The sequence below is a fragment of the Chryseobacterium sp. Tr-659 genome (assembly GCF_011752975.1).
Taxonomy (GTDB): Bacteria; Bacteroidota; Bacteroidia; order Flavobacteriales; family Weeksellaceae; genus Chryseobacterium.
Genome location: NZ_VWWP01000005.1, coordinates 1 through 20,759 on the forward strand (window position 1 = coordinate 1; position 20,759 = coordinate 20,759).

Annotated in this window: 20 protein-coding genes; 8 read left to right on the forward strand and 12 right to left on the reverse strand. The window is 37.8% G+C overall.

The genetic code is table 11. The annotated features are described in order from the left end of the window. Positions 1-1,605 precede the first annotated feature (1,605 nt). The 8 genes from F3J23_RS12165 to F3J23_RS12200 form a co-directional block, all read right to left on the reverse strand. Positions 1,606-2,118 (reverse strand): sterol desaturase family protein, encoded by a 513-nt coding sequence (locus F3J23_RS12165; protein WP_228455329.1) that lies wholly within the window; start codon positions 2,116-2,118, stop codon positions 1,606-1,608. 351 nt (positions 2,119-2,469) lie between these two features. Next, positions 2,470-2,739 (reverse strand): hypothetical protein, encoded by a 270-nt coding sequence (locus F3J23_RS12170; protein WP_167029051.1) that lies wholly within the window; start codon positions 2,737-2,739, stop codon positions 2,470-2,472. Positions 2,740-2,846: 107 nt separating this feature from the next. Further along, positions 2,847-4,172 (reverse strand): S41 family peptidase, encoded by a 1,326-nt coding sequence (locus F3J23_RS12175; protein ID WP_167029054.1) that lies wholly within the window; start codon positions 4,170-4,172, stop codon positions 2,847-2,849. A gap of 7 nt (positions 4,173-4,179) precedes the next feature. Next, positions 4,180-4,920: a hypothetical protein gene (locus tag F3J23_RS12180; RefSeq protein WP_228455330.1), complete on the reverse strand. Its 741-nt coding sequence runs from the start codon at positions 4,918-4,920 to the stop codon at positions 4,180-4,182. A gap of 188 nt (positions 4,921-5,108) precedes the next feature. Beyond that, a complete protein-coding gene (locus F3J23_RS12185; RefSeq protein ID WP_167029057.1) occupies positions 5,109-6,032 on the reverse strand; it encodes a T9SS-dependent choice-of-anchor J family protein in 924 nt (307 codons plus the stop codon). Positions 6,033-6,107: 75 nt separating this feature from the next. Further along, positions 6,108-7,400 (reverse strand): hypothetical protein, encoded by a 1,293-nt coding sequence (locus F3J23_RS12190; protein ID WP_167029060.1) that lies wholly within the window; start codon positions 7,398-7,400, stop codon positions 6,108-6,110. A gap of 295 nt (positions 7,401-7,695) precedes the next feature. Continuing rightward, positions 7,696-10,986: a TonB-dependent receptor gene (locus F3J23_RS12195; RefSeq protein WP_167029063.1), complete on the reverse strand. Its 3,291-nt coding sequence runs from the start codon at positions 10,984-10,986 to the stop codon at positions 7,696-7,698. A 50-nt stretch (positions 10,987-11,036) separates the two neighbouring features. Next, entirely contained in the window at positions 11,037-11,984 is a 948-nt protein-coding gene (locus tag F3J23_RS12200) for a FecR family protein (RefSeq protein WP_228455331.1), read from the reverse strand. A gap of 242 nt (positions 11,985-12,226) precedes the next feature. On the opposite strand from F3J23_RS12200, the gene F3J23_RS12205 reads away from it, so the two are divergent. Then, positions 12,227-12,853, forward strand: a complete 627-nt coding sequence (locus tag F3J23_RS12205; protein WP_167029068.1) for an RNA polymerase sigma factor — start codon at positions 12,227-12,229, stop codon at positions 12,851-12,853. Between the two features lie 81 nt (positions 12,854-12,934). Here the strand turns inward: F3J23_RS12205 and hxpB are convergent, their stop codons facing one another. Together hxpB and F3J23_RS12215 are read right to left on the reverse strand one after the other, a co-directional pair. Further along, positions 12,935-13,585, reverse strand: coding sequence for a hexitol phosphatase HxpB (gene hxpB, locus F3J23_RS12210; protein WP_167029071.1), 651 nt, complete (start codon positions 13,583-13,585; stop codon positions 12,935-12,937). Positions 13,586-13,620: 35 nt separating this feature from the next. After that, the gene (locus F3J23_RS12215) at positions 13,621-14,241 is read right to left on the reverse strand and encodes a helix-turn-helix transcriptional regulator (RefSeq protein WP_167029074.1); all 621 of its coding nucleotides are present in this window, start codon (positions 14,239-14,241) and stop codon (positions 13,621-13,623) included. 194 nt (positions 14,242-14,435) lie between these two features. On the opposite strand from F3J23_RS12215, the gene F3J23_RS12220 reads away from it, so the two are divergent. The 7 genes from F3J23_RS12220 (at position 14,436) to F3J23_RS12250 (ending at position 19,023) form a co-directional block, all read left to right on the forward strand. Next, on the forward strand, positions 14,436-15,062 hold the full coding sequence (locus F3J23_RS12220) for a superoxide dismutase (protein ID WP_167029077.1): 627 nt from the start codon (positions 14,436-14,438) through the stop codon (positions 15,060-15,062). 25 nt (positions 15,063-15,087) lie between these two features. Beyond that, positions 15,088-15,588 carry a DUF2480 family protein gene (locus F3J23_RS12225; protein ID WP_167029080.1) on the forward strand — a complete coding sequence of 167 codons (501 nt, stop codon included), beginning with the start codon at positions 15,088-15,090 and terminating at the stop codon, positions 15,586-15,588. Between the two features lie 6 nt (positions 15,589-15,594). Then, positions 15,595-16,164, forward strand: a complete 570-nt coding sequence (locus F3J23_RS12230) for an NADPH-dependent FMN reductase (protein WP_167029083.1) — start codon at positions 15,595-15,597, stop codon at positions 16,162-16,164. Between the two features lies 1 nt (position 16,165). After that, the gene (locus tag F3J23_RS12235; protein ID WP_167029086.1) at positions 16,166-17,218 is read left to right on the forward strand and encodes an NAD(P)/FAD-dependent oxidoreductase; all 1,053 of its coding nucleotides are present in this window, start codon (positions 16,166-16,168) and stop codon (positions 17,216-17,218) included. 5 nt (positions 17,219-17,223) lie between these two features. Beyond that, positions 17,224-17,547 (forward strand): 2Fe-2S iron-sulfur cluster-binding protein, encoded by a 324-nt coding sequence (locus tag F3J23_RS12240; protein WP_167029088.1) that lies wholly within the window; start codon positions 17,224-17,226, stop codon positions 17,545-17,547. Positions 17,548-17,691: 144 nt separating this feature from the next. Continuing rightward, positions 17,692-18,042 (forward strand): 4Fe-4S dicluster domain-containing protein, encoded by a 351-nt coding sequence (locus F3J23_RS12245; RefSeq protein ID WP_167029091.1) that lies wholly within the window; start codon positions 17,692-17,694, stop codon positions 18,040-18,042. Positions 18,043-18,138: 96 nt separating this feature from the next. After that, complete coding sequence (locus tag F3J23_RS12250; protein ID WP_167029094.1) at positions 18,139-19,023, forward strand: alpha/beta fold hydrolase; 885 nt, start codon at positions 18,139-18,141, stop codon at positions 19,021-19,023. Positions 19,024-19,136: 113 nt separating this feature from the next. Here F3J23_RS12250 and F3J23_RS12255 read toward each other — a convergent pair whose 3' ends face one another. Further along, positions 19,137-20,072, reverse strand: coding sequence for a ketopantoate reductase family protein (locus tag F3J23_RS12255; RefSeq protein WP_167029097.1), 936 nt, complete (start codon positions 20,070-20,072; stop codon positions 19,137-19,139). 63 nt (positions 20,073-20,135) lie between these two features. After that, a complete protein-coding gene (locus F3J23_RS12260; RefSeq protein ID WP_167029100.1) occupies positions 20,136-20,717 on the reverse strand; it encodes a Crp/Fnr family transcriptional regulator in 582 nt (193 codons plus the stop codon). Between the last annotated feature and the right edge of the window lie 42 nt (positions 20,718-20,759).

The window sequence follows — 20,759 nt, forward strand, 5'->3', positions numbered from 1 at the left end:
AGAATAAGTTCTTCTTAAACGCAAAGCAGATTTTATATTGAGCTATACTTCAAGGAAGCTAAGAATGAATCGATTATAAATCGATGGATGAAGCCAACCGTTTATTTTCATGCTTATTCAGTGACAACGCCGCAACTCTTTGCTCCCTTTAATGATCAATTTTATGATGAACTTTGCGTTGGAAAATATAGAACAGAATAAGTTCTTCTTAAACGCAAAGCAGATTTTATATTGAGCTATACTTCAAGGAAGCTAAGAATGAATCGATTATAAATCGATGGATGAAGCCAACCGTTTATTTTCATGCTTATTCAGTGACAAAGCCGCAACTCTTTGCTCCCTTTAATGATCAATTTTATGATGAACTTTGCGTTGGAAAATATAGAACAGAATAAGTTCTTCTTAAACGCAAAGCAGATTTTATATTGACCTATATTTCAAGGAAGCTAAGAATGAATCGATTATAAATCGATGGATGAAGCCAACCGTTTATTTTCATGCTTATTCAGTGACAAATCCGCAACTCTTTGCTCTCTTTAATGATCCATTTTTATGATGAGCTTTGCGTTGGAAAATATAGAACAGAATAAGTTCTTCTTAAACGCAAAGCAGATTTTATATTGAGCTATACTTCAAGGAAGCTAAGAATGAATCGATTATAAATCGATGGATGAAGCGAACTCTTTATCCTCAAGCTTATTCAGCGGCAAAGCCGCAATTCTTCGCTCTCTTTAATGATCCATTTTTATGATGAGCTTTGCGTTGGAAAATATAGAACAGAATAAGTTCTTCTTAAACGCAAAGCAGATTTTATATTGACCTATATTTCAAGGAAGCTAAGAATGAATCGATTATAAATCGATGGATGAAGCCAACTCTTTATCCTCAAGCTTATTCAGCGGCAAAGCCGCAACTCTTCGCTCTCTTTAATGATCCATTTTTATGATGAGCTTTGCGTTGGAAAATATAGAACAGAATAAGTTCTTCTTAAACGCAAAGCAGATTTTATTTTGAGCATATTTCAAGGAAGTTAAGAATGAATTGATTATAAATCGATGGATGAAGCCAACTCTTTATCCTCAAGCTTATTCAGCGGCAAAGCCGCAACTCTTTGCTCCCTTTAATGATCCATTTTTATGATGAGCTTTGCGTTGGAAAATATAGAACAGAATAAGTTCTTCTTAAACGCAAAGCAGATTTTATATTGAGCTATACTTCAAGGAAGCTAAGAATGAATCGATTATAAATCGATGGATGAAGCGAACTCTTTATCCTCAAGCTTATTCAGCGGCAAAGCCGCAATTCTTCGCTCTCTTTAATGATCCATTTTTATGATGAGCTTTGCGTTGGAAAATATAGAACAGAATAAGTTCTTCTTAAACGCAAAGCAGATTTTATATTGACCTATATTTCAAGGAAGCTAAGAATGAATCGATTATAAATCGATGGATGAAGCCAACTCTTTATCCTCAAGCTTATTCAGCGGCAAAGCCGCAACTCTTCGCTCTCTTTAATGATCCATTTTTATGATGAGCTTTGCGTTGGAAAAATATACGGCCTGCTTATATCAACTATTTCAAATTCCAAAGCTATCCGCCTCTCTTCTTATTTATAAGTTCTAAACACTCTGTCCCAGATAGAAGTATAAAAGCCAAAGTTTCTATTTCCCTCCAAATGATGCTGGTTATGGAATCTGGTAGTCCCAACGAAGAAACGGTCAAATGAAGCCGGAAAAAACTCCCTGTTCAAATGCCCTATTGTTCCCCAGATAAGATTCACCAAAAGGTATATTGAAATTGAAATAACGGAAAAATTATAGCAGAGCAGCAAAGCAAGCATCATCAATCCGAAACCAATGGTTTCAAAAGGATGCAAGACGAATAGACTTAGAAAATTAGTACTTATGTGCTCGTGATGTTTCCCGTGAAGAACTTTATAGATTAAAGGTAAATGAGCCGCATAGTGAAAGAAATACATTAAAAGATCCATCAAAAAGAGCAGCGCAATCACTTCTGCAATGATTCCAACTACTGACTGATGCTCACCCAATACAATCCATCCGCTTTTCCATAAAAAGACACCTGCCAGCATTACAAAGCTGTTACAAATGACGGTCATGAGACTTAAATAAAAATCAGATTGAGAAATCGGGTGATTATTTTCCTGTAAAGTCTTTTTACGGCATGTATTATCAATGAACAGGTATAATCCGATGGAAAAAAAATATAAAAAAATATTAATTATAAGACTGAATATAATCCACTGTGGCCATGAAAAATGCCAGAATAGATCTAAATATCCGGAAAGTGTTGCCTCATTAAAATTCATAAAAGATATCAGTCATCAACTTGATGTTATAAATGTATGAATTTTGTGATAGAATATGCGAGAAACGGCGTTGCCTTTAGTTCACTACAAGTCTTCGGCTCACTATTTTTTAATGACTTATTAAATCTTAAAGTCTGCAAATCATTTCTGCCTTGCTTTTCTTCTAAGCTCCCGAAGTCTGACTGTCAGCCTTTTTCTTAAATTATCATGATATTCCCTGTAATTCCTGATACTTTGCTCAAGGTTCTTTTTATTCAGCAAATAATCTTCATACAGCTCTCTCAATTCTGAAACCTCAGGTACAATATCGGAAGACCGGCTTTCAGGATCTTCTGCAGCTTCTATTAACAATCGGTAATATTCGATACGGCTGGTTAGATTCATGTGAAGTTTTGGTTCTATTCCCTGCATGATTTTTAATTTTTAACTGTTTTTAAAGCAAATGAACAAAATGAAGTTTTTATTTAATTTATAATATCAATGGTTTAAATGTGTATGCTTTTTTCATTGTCACCCGATTATCTCCCCATAGCAGCCGATGGTACATCACTCTGATACAGGATCTTAATATCCGTATTCGCTGTTTTAAAATAAGATCCGTTGAGGACAGCCGAAATAAGGGTTTCATCAGCATCTCCCAAAGGTTGTAATGGCAATGCAGCATATTCATTAACATAAACCTGTGGTGAGATTCCTGCACTATATCCCCCTACACCATTGGTATTAAACACCTTATAAACAACCGGATGAATCTGCCATGAGATTTTCTTCGGCTTTCGTTTATCTTCGATGGTAAATCCGGCCATATCTTTTCCAAGCGTAGTATCTCCGATCTGGATGACCTGTAGATAAGGTTTTAAATTGTTGATCACTATTTCCGCAGCGGAAGCTGTACTGTTTGAGGTAAGAATATACACCTTGGCTAAGCTTAATGCATTCGCATGCAAAGTATTGAAATCAAGCGCTTTCGGATCATAAGCGATCTGTTGGGCAAATGTTCTTTTTACCTCACCTCCGTTTTTATTTCCTTTAAAAATAATAAAGGGTGAACCGGACGAAATGCCCGAAGGAATCAATGAACACAATGCAGCAGCTGAAGATACGGAACCACCGTAATTGTAGCGAAGATCCAGGATCAGTTCCTGTACTCCAGCGGTTTTAAATTCTGCAAATTTCTGATAAAGTACAGTTGTCATACCATCCGGGAAATCATAGATATACAGATAACCGATCTTCTTCCCGTTTTTTTCAAATATTTTAGATAAAACCGGCTGTTCAAAAGAATATCCATAGTATACGGTAATATTCTTTTCATCTGCAACGGCTCCGTTTTTCCATTTCCCTACGGTAAGGTCTATAACGGTCTGATCTTTTATCGTTGATGCAAGTACTTCTGCATTAGCTGCGGTTAAAGTTTTTCCGTTGATTTTGGTCAGGATCATTCCTCTTTCCAGGCCGGCATTGAATGCAGGAGAATTTTGAAGAACAAGCTTAACCACAGTAACCACTTCCCCATTGGCAAGCTGCACAATGGTATAGTCAAATCCGTACATATTTCTTATGGATCTGGGATAACTGGAGGGATCATCCGTATTAACGATAAACGAAAATCTATCCTGGGAAGACAAAAGACTTTTAAAAAAATCTTTTACAGGAAGGCGGTAATCCGGCTTGGCAGGCATCTGATCTGCCCAATAATAATACCGTTTCATGCTATCCTGTACCCAAAGATTCACGGATTCTGTGCTTCCTTCCGGAAAAACAGGAGGATTTTCATCATTATTCGCGCAAGAAACGAGAAAAGCAATGAATACGATGAACTGAAGCTTTAAAAAATTTTTCATACTTAAATTACAGATATTCTGCGATGTCAATATCTCCTTTCACTACCCATTTTCCATTTTCCATTGTTTCCTGGAGAACGATCATATTGGCCCCTATGTGCTGTTTTATTGATATCTTAATGATCTCGGACCCGATATAAGGTTCTGTAGTTGCCGGTTTATACAATTCCAGGTACACGGGAGCCGTTGAGCTGAAAAAGTTATAGATTTTTACCGGTGTAAAGCTGTCTTTTCCGATATTGTCGAATTCTGCCAGCACTACTCCATTTTCTCTTTTCAAAATACCTTTTACTCCTTTTAAGGAAGACCCTGAATATTCACCCAGATTCGGAAAAATAAATTCAAAGCCTACTTTTCCAAGGTTTACCTGTGGTTTTACGGCATAAGTCTGCAGAAATATCCCCGGAAGATTAAAGAAATACAGGTTTTTATAATCGTTTATATTATCGTAGGTAATATTGTATTTTGCTACTTCAGTTCCGGTTTCATTGTTATAGATTCCCAGCTTGTTGGTTTCTCCCTGATCCAGTACAAACTGAATCTGAGTTTCTATTTTATTGGTGTATGACGTTTTACCGTCAATGGATACAGGCACCCCGTTGAACCTCAGCTGAAGTGCGTCAGGTTTTGAATATCCTTTGATATTTACTTCTCCGGGTTTCTGTACTTTATCATATGCTTCCATTACAGTGTTGTCTGTGCAGGAAAACAATAGGGTCAATAATAGTAATGTAAAGATCTTATTCATCTTTCTTATTCGGTTATATCATTTTTAAACTTAAAAATATTGCCCTACCCTATGTGCAGGGCAATACATAATTATAAAAAAACTAGTTGGATATGTTCTGGATAACTCTCTTTCAAAATGTTATCCATTATTGTCTATTTAAAATGCCTTGGTGTTTTCTAAAGATCAGTTTTTAAGGGGAAAACTGATTATTTCTTAATAAATTTCAACTGCTCTGTAATTTTTCCATCGGTAACTTCTACAATATAAGCTCCTGCAGCTAATCCTGATACATTAACAGATCTGGAATAGGACGTGCTGAGTACTTTTTGGCCTGCTGTGTTATAAATGGCAACCACCGTCATGTTTTCTTTCAATACCGGATTAAGCTGTAGCTGTAAAGATTCTTTTACCGGATTTTCGGCTATCTGTGTTAAAGTTTTTTGTTTTTTTGTGTCTTTCGTTCCTAAGAATGAAGTAGCATAAATGGCCATTTCATCAATATTGATATTTTGGACATTATTTCCGTTAGTTTTTCTGTTAGACCACATTCCGATATAAATCTTTTTACCGGCAAAAGCGGAAAGATCTACAAGAGCTTCTACAAATTGAGTAAGATCTGAAGGAAACGGATTGGCTGTATCTCCCACCTGTATTTTATAAAGGCTCGGAATATCATTTCCTCCTCCATCTACCGTCATTGCCTGGAAGTCTGATAATGCAGGCACTTCTTTCTGAGGAGAACTTACATAAATATAAAGATCTCTGCCCACAATAATATGAGAAGCTCTCTGTCTTCCGATGTAGGCCGCTAAAGTAATCGTTCCCGCAACACCCGTCAGATCAATCTGAGGAGAGATGATCCAGTCATTTTCTGCAGCAAACCCCGTAGCATTTCCCGTAGGCACAAGGCTTATGGAATGACGAAGAACCCCTGTTGTTCCGTACACCAGAGAAGTTCCGTTATGGTAAATGTTCTGCCCCTGAATCCATCCGTTGCTATTACTGTTCAGATCATGGAAAGTCCAACCCTGAAGATCTGCAGGAGTATCAAAAGAATTGCTCCATACTAAAGACTGAGCTATAGCCAGATGAGATAAAAACAGAACAGATGATAAAATTATTTTTTTCATAACAATGATTATTTAGATTTTTAAGGAGTAAAAGCAAGGAATCAGCATATGCCGTTCCCTGCTTTTTAAAGTTTTTTATTCTACAATTGAGAAATTGTATTTTGTCCAAAGTCCCTGGAAGTTTCCACAGTTTCTTGGAGATACATTCCAGCTTCCTTCGTTGAAGAATGGCTGGCTCATACCCCAAAGAGATGCAGGAGTACCAGTTAATAAGTTAGCTGCAGGAATTCCTGATGTACCAGTACCTGTAACTGAAGTTGTAAACCCATGGATCTGGATTGTACTGTATGCTGAAGCTGAAGAAAGTTCAGAACCTGTTCCTTCTACTCTGATTCCCACAGGGTATCCTGTAACTACAGCATTATTTAATGTTAATCTACCATGTCTTCTGATATGAATACCGTTTTCATACATTGCACCTTGTGTAGAGTTTTTAGCCCCGATAATAGTAAGGTTGTTGATCACAGGGTGAGTTAATAAAGATGTAGAAGAACCGTCTGCGTTGTTGTCAAGTTCAATACCGTTAGAATCCGGGCTAGATCCGCTAAGACTGTGTGTAGAATTGTAATCTGCCAAAGCAAGAGCACAAGTGATTGTTCCTGTATATCCGTTATCGAAATCGAAGTTATCATCATCCGCAGCGAAAGATACAAGGTTAGAAGCGTTTACGGTACCTCCGAAGAATTCGAAAGAGTCATCTTTACCGTAAGATACCTGAATGTGATCTAAAGTAGTTCCGTTTCCAACTCCTCCTAAAGTAAGACCGTTGATCTCGTTTCCAGAATTCGGTGCCAAAAGGTCGTATCCTGCAAATTCGATACGTACATATTTCAATGTTCCACCGTTATGAGAAGGGTTTGTACCTCCGTAGTAGAAATCAGAACCTGTTAATCCTTCAATTGTTTTTGTGAAAGGAGTATTGGTAGGAGCATCTCCTAGCATGATCACACCACCGAAATCACCAGGAGCAGCAGTTGTATCCTCATTTCCATCTAATAATTTATAGCTGGTGAAGATAATAGGCTGAGCTTCTGTTCCTGCTGCGTTGATTTTTCCTGTTTTAGCGATCACCAAAACTCCTGTAGCTGTATTAGTAGTGTTTGGTTTTGCTTTAATGAAAGTTCCCGGCTGGATTGTTAGGGTAGCACCATCTTTTACGGTTACAACTCCATCTATTTCTACAACACCACTCCATGTCGTATTGGAAGTAATAGCACCGCTTACGCTGGTTACCGGAAGCGAAGAAGCTGTAAGGTATTCAGCAGAAGTAGACTTCATTTCAAACGGAGTTGATGAATCTGCCAGTTGATCGTGTTGACAAGCTGTAAGAGATAATGCTGCCGCTGCAATTAGAGTTAGTTTTTTCATTGTTATAATTTTTAATAAAATCCGGTCGTATTATATTTTTATACCAGATCAGTTTTTTAATATTCAGGAATAGCTGCCTCTCTATTCCTTCGATTTGGTTTTTAATAATCATCAGTCATTACAGGAGGAGCTGTATTGCCGAAGTTCCCACTTGGCTCCGTTAATGCCTGGGAAAAGCATTTAACGTCCGGTTTTTTCTGAATCGGTACTGTTGTGCGCCTTAACAGTATTTATCCGGTCTCTGATCAGGTTACCGAAACCTGTACGCTGCTATATCATGAGCTCTTTTTCTTGCTTAAAAAGTATAATTCACGCTTACGCTGAACATTCTCCCGCTATATGCACGGAACATAATTTTGTCTATATTTTTATCATATCTGTCGGTAGCCCCCGGAAGAAGTCCCCACGCTTCCCGTTCAGTCCCCACATTACTTCCGCCTCCATCTTTAGCAGCCAGATAAGAATTGAAATTATTGTAATATTCCTTTACCCTGTTGAAGAGGTTTCTCACATTGAATTTCACTTCAAAATTTTTATTTCTAAGGAATTTATAGGAGATCTGAGCGTCTGCCACTGCATAAGGACGTTGTATTTCTTCCCCTTTGTAGGCATATCCAACCGTGATGTACTGATCTCCTTTGGCGTTATATAAAAAACTCAGCCCCAAACGGTCTCCGTCATAAATCAGCCCAAGGTTATAGGCATAGGGAGTCTGCCCGTACAATGGACGGTTTACTTCATACGTTTCATCATTGTCACCTGTTTTATACAAGTCTTTAAAGGCTACTACTTTCGTATGATTATAAGTAAAGTTTCCGCTTATGAAGAGCTTTTCAAGGAAAGTTCCGTCAGCTATAAATCCTAAGTTTTTTCTGACTTCTGCTTCTACTCCTATTAATTTTGCATTTTTTGAATTTCCGTTATACAGAAACAGGTTTCCTTCACTGGAAATATGTCCTTCGCGTTCAATAGGTCTGTCGATATTTTTGTAATAAAGACCTGCGGAAAATATTTCTCCCAGACCTGGAAACCATTCGAATTTAAAATCATAATTATTAATGACTGAGGAAGTCATTTCGGTGTTATAGATCAACCCGTTGGCGATAGGATCGAAATAAGGCAATCCCGTTCTTTCATTAAATTGCGGCCGAATTACGGACTTATTATACGCCAGCCTCAGATTAATCTTATTGGTAGGACTGTATGTAAAATTTACGGAAGGCATCCACTGCCACGGCTTATCATCTATTGCCGTTCTTGTAATATATTTGGAATCACTGGGATCCAGCTGCTGGGAAATCATATTGTATTTAAAATATTCGGCCCGAAGTCCCCAGACAAGTCTTAATTTATTATTCCAACGATTGTCAAACATAACATAAACAGCGTGCTGATCTACTTCTCCTTCGTATTTATCATTTTTATACAGTGCCCGTGTTTCCCATCCAATACCACCCGGAACATAATGAGAGCCATTAAACCATTCAGCAAGAGAACCATACATCGTTAAATAGTTCTTTTCACTGTTTGGAACGTCCCGGTTTTCATCAACCCTGAGGAAAAACTTCTGCTGTTGATTGGTATTGTTTTTGGTAGCACCGGCATATCCCACTTTAATAGCATTCTTAAAGCTTCCGGCATCCATATCCCATTTTACAGAGGCTCCGTAATTATAATCCGTCTCCCTGTTTTCAATATATCCTCTATAAAAATCTGCTCCGGAATTATAAATCTTGTGAAAAGTTAAAATCTCATTCCCGATAAAATCATAACGGGTGATATATTGTGTATAATCTTTGGTATCGGAAGCAACCCCTGTGCGGGCTGCAAACCAGTTGATCTCTGCATTTCCGATTTTATGACTTCCTTCAAGCTTATTCTGTAAAAGAGTCTGAAAAATAGGATAATTGGTGTTGTCCGTATACGGTCTGTCCAGATTTTTGATCTGAGCCGGATCATTATTGGGAATGATACCATTATAAAAATAATTATAAGCTAATTCTGCATTCGCGGCCATTCCGCTACCGGTTGAATATTCATTCCATCCTGTTACCCTTGTTAATGTATTATCAAAAATATGAGTATAGGAATTACGGAAGGAGATCCTGTTTTTTCCAAGCTGCAGACCGAAATTCAGCATTCCTGCCAGCGTTGAGTTATAATTGTAGGAGGCTCCGCTGTTTTTGAAATTATAAAACGGAATCTGTCCGTTAGCATCAGGCATTCCTGTAGTATCCAGCCAATTCCCCCTTCCAGTATGGTCAATATCCAATTTATTCTGTTCGTTTCTGATTACGAATGCCCCGGCAAATCCCCACTTATTATTGTTTTTAAGCGCATATGTTCTTCCCAATGCAAGCTGTATATTGGATCCCATATCCCCTTTCGTTTTATAAGTACTGAAATTGTCATTGGTAAATTGTCTGGACTGTTCAAAAAACCTCGGATCCGTCCAGTTCATCGGTTCAAGCCCTTTGGGAAAATCCCTGGTACCGTCATCATATCCGAAGTAATCATACTTTCCCCGCTTGCGGGTCAGAAATTCTTTAAATGCAGATTGGTCATTGTAAGAAGTTCCCATGGTTACCGTCGTGAAGTTTTCATTGGGAATATCTTTCGTTCTTACTTCCACATAGCCTCCCGCAAAGCTGGCATTCATGTCCGGTGTTGCCGTTTTACTTACTACTACACTTTCCACCATGGCTGTAGGAATGATATCAAACGAGAAGTTCTGATTATAAGCTTCCGTACTTGGAAGGTTGATTCCGTCCATAGCTGCGGTGTTCCATCGTTCTCCCATTGATCTTACAACCACATATTTGTTATCAATTGTGGTGATCCCGGTTACTCTTTTCAACGTTCCTCCCACATCGCTGTCCGGTGTTTTGGAGATCTGCTCTGCAGAAATACCGTCGCTCATTTGTGCTGCTTTCTTCTGCTGAGCCAGTAATCCTGCCTGTGTATCTGCTTTACGGGCTGCAGTAATTACCACTTCCTTAATATCCGTAATTTTATCCGAGGCTTTGTTCAGTGCAAACGAAACCGTATTTGTTTCTTTATTGATTACGGACAATTTTTCAACTCGTAATGTATTATATTTTGGTGCCTTGATGGTAAGGTTGTATGTTCCTGAGGGAAGATCTACGGTGAAATCACCATTATTATCCGTCACTGAAATTTTACCGGCAATACTCACCTCTGCTCCAATGACAGGATTTCCTACCTCATCAACTATTTTCCCGGAAATACGGCCATTTCCCGGTATTGAAGCTGTGGAGCGTTCATATTTTATTGAAATAAGATCACCATGCAGACGGAATATCACCGGAAGCCCGCTGGTAATATCTTTCAGGCAGTTATTGATGGTTGTATTTTCGCATTTCACCCCTTTTACTTTCAGCTCTTTGATATCTACTTTTGAATATGCCAGACGCATTCCTGTTTTCCCGGCAAATTCTTCCAAAACTTCAATTAACGGTCTGCTTGCAGGTACGGAAAATGATACTTTCTGGACCAGCTCCTGCGCTTCTGCGGCTACAGTAAAAAATAAGGCTGCTATGGTAATCCCACATTTCAAACTTTTCATACTTAAAGTGTTCTCTTGATTATGATTATTAATTTTTTTTGATGATGATCTTATTTCTTAAGGGTATAGGTGTTTTCTTTTTTCTGCACCTCCAGTCCCAAGATGAAGGCTAATGATTCAATATTTTCTCCCACTGTTCCTCCCGTAAAGTCTGCGGTGATCTTTTTATCTTCGGATTCTTTCGGGTAATAAACTTTTGTATTGTAGCTGCTTTCCAGAACGGCAACAACTTCTTTCAACGGAACATCATTAAAACTTAAAGACAATACTGACGGAACATCCTTCACAGATGTTTTTCCGGGAGTAAATGAAATGACAGCTGTAGTACGGGCGATCCCGAAATTGGTCCATTCCTGATGAGGCTTAAGATAAGAAACCGGAACACCAGGTGAAGAAACGGCAACCTTACCTTCATAAAGATCAACGGACTTTTTCTTTCCGGATTGTGAAATCTTAAATACGGTTCCCAATACTCTGGTGCTGAAACCATCTGCATGAACAATGAAAGGGTGCTCTTTTGATTTTGCTACGGAAAATACAGCATCTCCTTTTAAATCTACAACTCTGGTTGATGCCGGAAATGATTTTGCTACTGTAAGCTCACCCCCAGGCAAAAGAGTTACAACAGATCCGTCTTTCAGATGAACAATCCTGCTTGCTGATTCTGCAAAATAAACATCAGGTTTAAAGAATATAGTGTAAGTGAAAAAGCTTCCTAATGATAAGAACAGAATAATTGCCGCTGCAATTTTATATGTATGTTTCCTCACTCTTTTTGCACTCCCAATATCCGGAGATGAAAAATAATGCTCCAGCCCAAACAAAATCCTTTCTTTGGATTCTCTTATATGGCGGGTGTCAAGATCTTTTTCCGCATGATGTTTCCATTCTTTCAATAATTCCATTTCCTTTTCGGAAATTTGATCCTCTGAAACTTCCCGTTCCCAAAGCCTGAAAACAAAAGCTTCGATATTTTTATATGTCCAATGTTTTTTCATAGAGTCTTTCATCGCATTCACAGATGCTTCTATCTATAAGACTTTGAAAATGAAAAACTTCCCCGGGGCATTCTTAACGTTATATTCATATTCCGATCAAATTGTTAATAATTTTAATCGTTTTTCACATTTACTAAACATTTCCTTCTCATTTAACCCCTATTTTTTAGAAATATTTAATCTAACTATCCCCAAAGTTCACAAAAAGTTAATTTTCCTTTAGGTAATTTTGTTGTCACCATATGAGCCCAACAGACTATATATTATTAAAGAAAATAAAATCAGGAGACCGCCCTGCATTTATGCTGCTGTATGACCGTTACTGGGATAGTCTATACCGATTTGTTTTTGTACGTACACGCGACAAGGAAGTGGCTGAAGAAATCCTTCAGAACCTTTGGATAAAGATCCTGGAAAATACAGATGTGATACAGACTGATGATTCCGAAAGTGCAAGAGGTTATCTTCTCCGCCATCTCCATTACCGCATCATCGATTTTTATAACAGTTATAAAAAAGCGCCTCCTACGCTGAGCATTGATGAATTTGACATCCCCGCAGAAATTGAAATAGCGGATACTGAATATTTTGAAATTCTTGAAGAAAATGAGATTTCTTCTCTACTCTCGATGATTGATCAGGTGGTATCACAACTTCCCTCTACGGAGCAACAGGTTTATGATATGAGAATCCGGCAGAATATGTCTGTGAACGAAACCGCAGAAGCCCTTGGAATAAGCAATAAAACGGTAAGTAATAAACTAAGTAAAGCACTGGGAGAAATCCGGGAGCAGCTAAATCCGGAGTATCAGTCGTCTAAGAAACTGATTTCTATATTGATATTGATGGAGATGTTAACGAAGTATTGATTTTTATGTGAATAGTTAATTTGCTGTGCAGTCAATGGCCAATGATGGATAATTTAATCAATTCACAGCGAAGCGGATTCACTATTCTCCATTAAACACTGCCAAATATTCTGTATTAAAATTAAAGATTTTAAAATCAGCAATATCAAAGTCTATGCTTTCATCATTATTGGTAAAAACAATGGTCTTCATTCCTGCTGCTTTGGCGGCCTTTAACCCGGAATGACTGTCCTCAATGGCAATACAGTATTCAGGAGAGATTCCTAATTCTTTTGCTGAAGTAAGATATACAGCAGGGTGTGGTTTTCCCTGTTCTTCAGATTCCGATGAATTGACCGTGTCAAACAGATCTCGTATCTCAAGTTTTTCCAGCACCGCATTTGCCACCCGTAATGGTGCATTGGTAGCCAGCCCTATTTTATATTCCTTATTTTTAAGATGTCTGATGAACTCCTGAATACCAGCCATGGTACAATCTTCCATCTGTATCATCTCTATCACTCTTGTTACTACTTTATGCTCTACAGAAGGGACATCCAGATTATCCCAAGGAAACTTTTCATACCAGAATTCCGTAACCTCCTTAGTAGTCATGTATTTGGTTTGTGCAGCCAGATCTTCTGTAACCTGTACTCCGTATGACGAAAACACATCCAGCTCTGCCTGAGCCCAGAATCCTTCTGAATCCACAAGAACTCCATCCATATCAAATATTACTGCTTTTAAAGCCATGTTATTAATGATGAATTATAAATAATGAAGATAAATTAGTGACTGATCTTATAAATACAGCGCTGTCCTCCGGAAATAATGTGATCTACTCTTTCCACTGTATATTCCTTGCCTATGAGTGATTGAAAATTGGATAATTCGGCACGGCAGAATCCCTGACATTCTATAGCTGCGGCACAGATCGGGCAATGATTTTCAATGAGAAAATATTCCTCACCTTCTTTTTTCCATTCAGCCATATATCCTTCTTCACTACGGACTTTGGCTAAAGATTCAAGGCGCTGTTCCAAAGATTTTGCCTTGGAAAGAACTTTTTCATACCGCTCATGGGTATTTCTTTCCCGGTCACTGATTAACAGGTTCAACGCATTTTCACCTAAAAGATTTTTCACCGATTTCAAAAGCTGAACGGTTACATCGGCATGGGTATCCGGAAACTGAGCCAATCCCTTTTCTGTAAGAATATAGTAGGTAGACGGGCGGCCTACTCCTTCACTTTTTACAGAAGATTCAATCAGCCCTTCCTGCGCAAGATTCAGTAAATGTTTTCTGGCACCTTCTTTCGTAATACTCAATTCTTCGGCAATAAGAAGTGAAGTAGCTTCTCCTCTCATCTTTAAGAACATCAGAATACGATCTGCAGCCGGCTTCTTCATTTGACAATATTTAGGTTGTTTTATTTTTCAACAACAAATATAGTAATTTTCTATAATCCTGAAAAATAAAGCTTAAATGAAAGATTCACAACATTTTAAATTTCAAAACTTCACAACCTATAAAACAACCTAAAAGTTGTTTTATTCAAATATATTATTACCTTTGCTACACATTAATCAAAAAAATAAATACAATGAAACCATTTACATTACCTCAACTCTCTTATGCTTATGATGCTCTGGAACCTTTTATTGGTAAAGAAACAATGACTATTCATCATCAGCGTCATCATCAGGCATATGTTGACAATCTCAATGCGGCATTAGAACAAACCAATGAAACCAATCCTGATCTGGATTCATTACTACAGAGAGTAAGCGAATACAGTCCTGCTGTAAGAAATAACGGAGGAGGTCATTACAACCATTCGTTATTTTGGGAAATCCTTTCTCCTCAACCCAAATTCAACCCTGAAGGAAAACTTGGTGATGCAATACAATCTACTTTCGAAAGTCTTGAAAATCTTAAAGCAGAAATGAAAAAAACCGGTCTTGCTCAATTCGGCTCCGGATGGGTGTGGCTATCTGTAAAATTCAATGGTTCTCTGGCAATAAGTTCCACTCCTAATCAGGATAATCCGATGATGGATGTTCTTTCTATGAACAGAGGTTTTCCTATCCTTGGGATTGATGTATGGGAACATGCATATTATTTAAACTATCAAAACAAGAGAGCAGATTACCTTGATTCATTCTGGTCTGTGCTCGACTGGTCTGCTGTAGAAAGAAAATATGAAGAAGCACTTTCAAAAATAAGATAATCATTACCCGTTAAAAAAAACAGTTATGAATCAGAAAATATTCATCAATAAAGCAGAAGCTTCAGGAATTATTGCTCTTGATCTGTCAGATTATAAACCCACTACAGAAGTGGTAGAGCTGGATATCAAAGATCATCTTTTTATGGGAATGATTGTAAAGGAGAAAGAATTTAAAGAATCGATTGCTGCTGTGGATTTTTCTGTATACAATGAAAAAGCAGTGGGAATCATTTGTTCTACGGATGCTATCATACCTCCCTGGGCGTATATGCTCATCATGGAAAAACTGGCTCCCTATGCTTCCTATGCTGATCTGAACAATGGTGAAGCTGTACTGCTCGATCTTTGGAAACGCCGCCTTATCTATGCGGATCTCCGACATTATAAAAATCAGAAAGTGGTGGTACGGGCAAGCACCCATCATGATCCTGCACTTTATTTACTCGCTGCAGGACTTCTGAAACCTCTCGTCAAGAGTCTGATGTATGGAGAAATAGGACTGCCAAAAGTAATTTTTAAAAATTAAAACAACATGAAAGCAATTATATTCAACGGATCTCTGGAAAGAAGAGCGGAATCTACTTCAGGATGTATTTCAGATTATTTTTCAGAACGCCTGAAAAGGCTGGGAATTCAAACTGATATTTTTACCCTTGCTGATTCCGGAATCCCGCTATTTGATGTTACGCTTACCAAAACACCCTTGGCTGTAGAACGAATGACACAGATGTTTACGGATGCCGACCTGCATATCTGGCTGGCCCCGCTTTACCACGGAAGCATTCCGGGAGTAATGAAAAACTGTCTGGACTGGCTTGAAGTAACCGCTAACCGCTATGAACCCTATCTGACTGATAAAACCGTAGGTCTGGTTTGCTGGGCAGATGGTTTACAAGCCATGCAGGGAATCAATGCGATGGATGCGATTGCCAAATCATTACGGGCATGGCCTTTACCATTCAGCGTTCCTATTGTAAGATCTTCATTATTTGACACCGAGAATACAAAAGAAATTTCCATACTCTATTCAGGTAAGTTTGATCAGCTTATCAGCATTGCAACAACAAAGAAAATAGAAAAAACGATTATAAATCAATCATAACATGACAGAAACAGATATACTGATCATTGGTGCCGGCCCTGCAGGGTTATTTACGGTATTTGAAGCCGGCCTTCTCAAAATGCGGTGCCACATTATTGATGCATTGCCACAAATGGGAGGCCAGTTATCGGAGTTATATCCCAAGAAGCCCATTTTTGACATTCCGGGTTTCCCGAGTGTACTGGCCGGAGAGCTTATTGATAATCTGTATGAACAGATCAAACAGTTTGAACCAGGTTTCACTTTTAATGAAACTGCAGTACACTTGTTTAAACTTGAAGAAAATCTTTTTGAAGTGATTACCGATAAAGGGACCAGGCATCGCGCCAAAGCAGTTATTATTGCCGGAGGTCTTGGAAGTTTTGAGCCTAAAAAACCGCCTATTGAAAACATCTCAGATTATGAAGATCATGGAGTTAATTATTTTGTCAAACATCCTGAAGATTATACTGGAAAACGCGTAGTTATTGCCGGCGGCGGCGATTCTGCACTGGACTGGACGATTCATCTTGCTGAAATTGCGTCTTCCCTTACTCTGATTCACAGAAGAAATGAATTCAGAGGAGCATTGGATTCTGTTGAAAAAGTAAAAAAATTAAAACAGCAGGGAAAAATCAACCTGATTACTCCTGCAGAGGTAATTGGTGTAAAAGGTGATAGTCATTTAAAAGAAATAGCTGTTGAAAAGGAAGGAGTTATTCAAACTATCGAAACGGATTATTTCATTCCTCTATTCGGATTGGTTCCTAAACTCGGTCCTCTTACCGAATGGGGGCTTGAATTGGAAAAAAATGCTATAAAAGTAGATAACAGTAAAGATTTCCAGACCAATATTCCAGGGATATATGCCGTAGGTGATATCAATACTTATCCCTATAAAATGAAACTGATCCTTTGTGGTTTCCATGAAGCGGCAATTGCCTGTCAAAGCATCTATCAGCGCCTCAATCCTAATAAAAAATTTGTTTTGAAATACACAACCGTAAGTGGTATTGAAGGTTTTGACGGAACAAAGAAACAAGCAGAAAAGCAGGTAGTAACCACCATTGATTAATGATTATGAAAAACGAAATTACCATCACTGTAACGGATCAGAGCGGTATTCAACATATTTTATTGTGCCCTCTGGAAATGGGGCTTACGCTGAAAGACATATGTAAAGCATACGAACTGCCTATGGAAGCAATGTGCGGAGGAATGGCCATGTGTGCTACCTGTCATTGTTTTGTACTGAATGAAACGATTCCCTTACCTGAAAAGAATGATATTGAAGAAGCTCTTCTATCTGAACTCTTCAACTCTGATATAACCAGCAGATTAGCCTGCCAGATTCACCTCACAGCTAATATGGATGGACTTGCCGTAAAAATTGCTGCAGATTGATCTTCCAAAAATATAAAATAGCACAGTTTATGCTGCTATTTCTCAAAGGAACAGTACTGAACTGTTTTAATTAAGTTTAGCGGGGATTTCCAAACTGCAAAATGTTGAAAAATCCCCTTTTAAAACAACCTAAACCTATAAGATATGGCTATAAAAATAACAGATGCCTGTATCAACTGCGGGGCCTGCGAGCCGGAGTGCCCCAATTCAGCCATTTACGAAGGTGCCATCGACTGGCGCTGGAAAGACAAGACAAAACTTTCAGGTCATATAACGTTTCCGGATGGATCTGAGGCAGACGCTGATACATACAATCAGGCGGTTTCAGATGATGTATATTATATTGTTTCCGGAAAATGTACGGAATGTAAAGGTTTCCATGAAGAGCCTCAATGTAAGGCTGTTTGCCCTGTAGACTGCTGCATTGATGATCCTGATCACCGGGAAACTGATGAAGTGTTATTTGACCGGCAAAAATTCATGCATGGTGCATAATTTTTTTCGATGTTATAGCTATTCAATTCATTTTGTAACAAGAGTACAATATTTTTCTACTAATTGGGCATCAACAAATTAAACAAACTATAAATCATGAAACCGATATTGTTTTTTCTTGCTTTGCTGCCTGCTTTATTATTAGCTCAGACTAATGTTCCAGCACTCAAAAAAGAATATGAACAGCTTTTAGAACATTCCAGCTATGGAAATAATCTAAAAGCCGGAAAATATTATGACGTTAACGGAATCAAAATGTATTGTGAAACTTATGGTCAGGGGCAGCCACTGCTTCTCATCCATGGAAATGGTGGTTCGATTGTTGATTTTTCCAAACAGATTCCATTTTTTTCAAAGAATTATAAAGTCATTGTTGCTGATAGCAGAGCACACGGAAAATCAATAGATAAGGGAGATGCTCTTACATATGAAATGATGGCTGATGATTATGCTGAACTGCTTCAGAAGATGAAAATAGATTCTGCTTTTGTGATTGGCTGGAGCGACGGAGGAATTAACGGACTTTTGCTGAGCATGAGACACCCGGAAAAAGTAAAAAAACTTATTGTTACGGGAGCCAATTTAAGACCAGATTCTACTGCCGTACAATCTGATGTCTTTAAAAGAGTAAGTACCAATTATACAAAATTTAAAGAGCAGTTTGCCGCCAAGAAAGACAAAACAGATCTGGATTATATGGTTCTCAAATATAAAAGATTATTGAGTGAGCAACCTAATATAGCCCCAAAAGATTTGCGGAATATAAAAGTTCCTGTTCTTGTTATCGGAGGAGATTATGACGTTATAAAACCGGAACATACACTGGAGATTTTCAGAAATATTCCGAAGGCTAATCTTTGGATCTTACCTAATTCCGGACACAGTACTTTGATTGTTTATACGGATGAGTTTAATACCAAAGCGGATACATTCTTTAAAACAAAATTCAGAACCATCAGAGATCGGGACCGTGAGTTTTAAGGCTAAACTGAAAGTATCAAGGTTTCTAAAAAATTTCTTTATTTTATATTTAATTTCAATTAAGGCGGGTTAAAACCCGCCCTAATTATATATGTATATGAACTATTACAAGATTATTTCTCTTTGATCTCAGCATAGATCTTTTGAGTAAAAGGGGTATCAATGTTGAGTTTCGCGCCATATTTTAAAATTGCACCTGCAAACAATTCCAGCTCATTATCTTTTTTCCCTGAATGGACATCAAGCTGTAAAGAGGTTGGAGTTTCAAAAGGAAATCCGGAAGCTTTTTCAAAAGTTGCATCAATGATGTCGTCCTGCAAATGAATTCCCTTTTTATCGGCGATCTGCTTAATTTCTTTCATGATTTCCGAAGCTTCATTTTTCTGCACTTCATTATTACAAACCGCACCCATTGATGAATTGTGTTTTGCTGTAACCAATCCGAAACTGGCAATAAATGTAAATTTTGTCCAGATATCCGTTAAAGAATCATCTTTAAAATCAAAATCAATTTTGCTTTCCCTTAACAGATCTATGACCCAGTTCACATCTGCAGAAAAATGCAGAGGATCTCTTCCTGCAATGATTTTACCTGTTTTTCCTTTATGCTCTACGATTCCTCTTTCTTTAATATGAGAAGCCACATAAATACAGGTTGGGAGAATAATATGATCCGGAATTATTTTTCTTATCCTGTCGTAGATATCTGCTCCGTTCATCATCGGAAGTAATACCGTTTCTTTATTAATGACTGGTAATAATTGCTTGCAGACATTTTCAAGATCATATTCTTTTACACAGATCAGCACCAGATCAGGATTTTGGATATCACTGATGTTTTCAATAACGGCATTCGGATGAGTCTGGGTATTGGAATGTTCAGAAGATAAAAGAACCAATCCATTTTCTTTCACTTTTTTATAGGTTTCGCCACGTGCTACAAATGAAACGATATATTTCCCGGACGCTTCATTGGTCTGATTGATTTTAAAACCAAAGTAACCGCCTACCCCTCCTAATCCAATGACAACTATATGTTTTTTATTCATGAAATTATTTTTAGCAAATATCAATGACAACCTCCGAAATATCACTTGACAAATGAAAAGAAATCAGATTTTATGAATATCTCTGCGAATCCGGCTCAGTGAGCTGTCTTTTATTCCAAGATAAGAAGCAATTATTTTCAACGGCACATGCTGAAAGATGTTCGGGTCTTTTTTCATCAGATTCGCATACCGTGTTGAGGCTTTCTGACTTGCCATTTCTATAAGCCTGTCATGAATATTGTAATAATTCAATACAAAAAGAAGCCTGCTGAATTCCCTGAACTCCGGAATATTATGAAAATTATGCTGTACATTCTCTAAACCGGTTTCCCAAAAGTGGCAATCGGTAATTGTCTGATAAATTTCTTTGGTTGGCTGCTGCCTGAAAAATGATAGAAAATCGTTAACGAAGCAGGGCGCAGCGTAAATATTGGTTGTAATCTCTTCATTATCTTCATTGATGATATAAGACCGGACATAACCTTTTTCCAAAAAATAGGTCTTTGTGCTGATGACCTTCTTATTCAACAGAACAGTATTGTTTTTTAATTCAAAATAATTAAAGGATTCTGTGATCTTTCCAACCACTTCCTCTTTAATAGTGAATAAGGAATGAAAATAAGCGTTAAGTGATGATTTGTCCATTACATACTGAATCAATATACAATATTAATCTTTTTTGAAGTC